The following is a 2,047-nucleotide window of genomic DNA, read 5'->3' as shown; positions in this document are numbered from 1 at the left end:
TATGGGTGCACACCTTCGACACCATCGAAGAGCTGCGCCGCGGGCTGCAGGATTTCGTGGTCCACTACAACGCCACCTGGCTCGTCGCCCGGTACGGCTACCGCACCCCGAACCAGATCCGCGCCGAGCAACGCGGCCTTGCTCAATGCCCACCGGCCAACCTACCCTTGGCCGCCTGAACAGCGCAGTCGGCTGTCTCAACAACCGGTCGCACTACAATCCAGCGCATCCAGACCGACCGAGGCACGGAGTTCTTCGCCGAGAAGGTGCAGCGGCGGCTGATGGCCGAGACGATCAAGTTTCGACCTGTCCCACCTCGGTCACCGCACCTGAATGGCAAGGTCGAGCGCGTGCAGCGTACCGTCCTCGAGGAGTTCTGGGCGACAGTGGATGCTCGAGCACCTGATGTTGGCGATCAGCTGGCCGTCTGGGTGCACCACTACAACTGGGATCGCCCCCACGAGGCGCTCGGTGGGCTGTGCCCCATCGACCGCGTGTGCGAACGCATCGAGATGACCCCGCTCTGGGGTGACGTGGATGCCGCCTGCGACGAGACCAAGGAGCGGGTCCAGGTCCGCGAGTATGCCGTTAAGACCGCGTTACGAAAGTTGAAATGATGTCTGCTGACGGCACATCTCAGGCTCTCTTGACTATGCTGTATTGCTCGACGGACCGCCGCTGTCGTTGTGGCACTCCCATGGTGAACCCGGCCCATAGCGCGTCCTTCCACGCCTGCTGGAAGACTTCACCGTCAAACCCTGGGATCAAACAGCTAATGCTGATGCAGCCTGCATCCCCCCTGCTACTCGATACGCAATGGTATGATCTGACCGCGTCGGTTTCGACCGCAATCGACCTGGATGCGACGGCCCGGACCAGCGGAGCGCTGGTGCGGCGGCGCGGGGTCCGCAGTGCCGCAATGCTGCTGCGGCTCACGCTGGCCTATGGTCCGGGTGACCTGTCGCTGCACGCGGCGGCGGCCTGAGCTGGGGTCAGCGGCTTGGCGAACCTGTCCGACACTGCCGTGATGAACCGGCTACGCCACGCTGCGGGGTGGTTGGGCGAGGCGGCCGGTGCCTTGTTGTGCCGCGCGGCAGCCGCCTTGCCTGCACCAGGCCCGCTGCCGGGGCGGCGTTTGCGGATCGTGGAGCCAGCACGGTCACCGGCCCTGGCGGCCGGCCGAAGTGGCGGCTCCATGCCAGCTACGATCCAGTCGCTGGCTGCTTCTCGGGCATTGAGCTGACTGACGACCGCGGCGCCGAAGGCTTCGGCCGCACCGCTTGGCAGCCAGGTGAGGTGGCACTCGGTGACCGCTGTTACGCCCGTCCCCCAGCGCTGCGGCGCCTTCTGGCGACGGGCATCGACTTCATCGTGCGCACCGGCTGGACGAGGCTACGCTTGCTTGAGCCGGACGGAGCGCCTGTGGCGTAGGAGCGGATCTTTGCGTCCCTGTCAGTCGGTGGGGTCACTGAACGCGTGGTCTCGGTCGACTACTCCGGCAATGGTGCGCGGTCCCGTGGCAAGGCCGCATTCCCCGCACGTTTGGTGGTGCTGCGCCTCGCTCCGGTGGCGGCAGCGCGGGAGACCAAGGCGCAGCATCGCAGGCAGAACCGCTGCCGCTCGCATCGGCCACTGCGACCCATGACCGTTCAGGCCACAGGCTACCTCATGCTGGTGACCTCCTTGCCGGCCGAGGTGCCCGCGGCGGACGTGCTCGAGGCGTATCGCCTGCGCTGGCAGGTGGAACTCGCGTTCAAGCGCATCAAGAGCCTGCTCGGCATCGGCCGGCTGCCGGTCCGGAGCGAGGCACTCGCCCGCAGCTGGCTGTTCGCGCATCTCATCATGGCATTGCTGATTGAAGGTACCCCTCCGCCGAGGGCCGCCTACCGGGATCGGTCTGAACCTGCCTTCTGATCTTACGGGCGTTCTTTCGAGCGCCGTTATTGATCCGGCCTGGGCGATCTTGAATCAGGCGGCGTAGCGAAAAGTCTTGTGCCCGAAGAAGCTGCGAACGCGGTCGGGCAGCTTCGATAGCCTGCGCATGTGC

The 2,047-nt window shown here is 66.0% G+C and carries 3 protein-coding genes; all 3 read left to right on the top strand.

The annotated features are described in order from the left end of the window. The first annotated feature begins 281 nt into the window (after nucleotides 1-281). The 3 genes from E2C06_RS36260 to E2C06_RS36250 all read left to right on the top strand — a co-directional run bounded on the left by E2C06_RS36260 (nucleotide 282) and on the right by E2C06_RS36250 (nucleotide 1,914). A complete protein-coding gene (locus tag E2C06_RS36260; protein ID WP_370451535.1) occupies nucleotides 282-617 on the top strand; it encodes an integrase core domain-containing protein in 336 nt (111 codons plus the stop codon). 158 nt (nucleotides 618-775) lie between these two features. After that, the gene (locus tag E2C06_RS36255) at nucleotides 776-985 is read left to right on the top strand and encodes a hypothetical protein (RefSeq protein WP_133293357.1); all 210 of its coding nucleotides are present in this window, start codon (nucleotides 776-778) and stop codon (nucleotides 983-985) included. Nucleotides 986-1,476: 491 nt separating this feature from the next. Next, nucleotides 1,477-1,914 carry a transposase gene (locus tag E2C06_RS36250; RefSeq protein WP_165982913.1) on the top strand — a complete coding sequence of 146 codons (438 nt, stop codon included), beginning with the start codon at nucleotides 1,477-1,479 and terminating at the stop codon, nucleotides 1,912-1,914. Nucleotides 1,915-2,047: the final 133 nt, after the last annotated feature.

It is taken from the genome of Dankookia rubra, from assembly GCF_004355005.1.
Taxonomy (GTDB): Bacteria; Pseudomonadota; Alphaproteobacteria; order Acetobacterales; family Acetobacteraceae; genus Paracraurococcus; species Paracraurococcus ruber_A.
This window is presented reverse-complemented; position numbering and strand designations above follow the sequence as displayed.

Excerpts from the sequence above, each read along its gene's own strand:
- E2C06_RS36260 (WP_370451535.1), top strand. The coding sequence starts at position 282 with ATGGCCGAGACGATCAAGTTTCGACCTGTCCCACCTCGGTCACCGCAC.
- E2C06_RS36255 (WP_133293357.1), top strand. The coding sequence starts at position 776 with ATGCTGATGCAGCCTGCATCCCCCCTGCTACTCGATACGCAATGGTAT.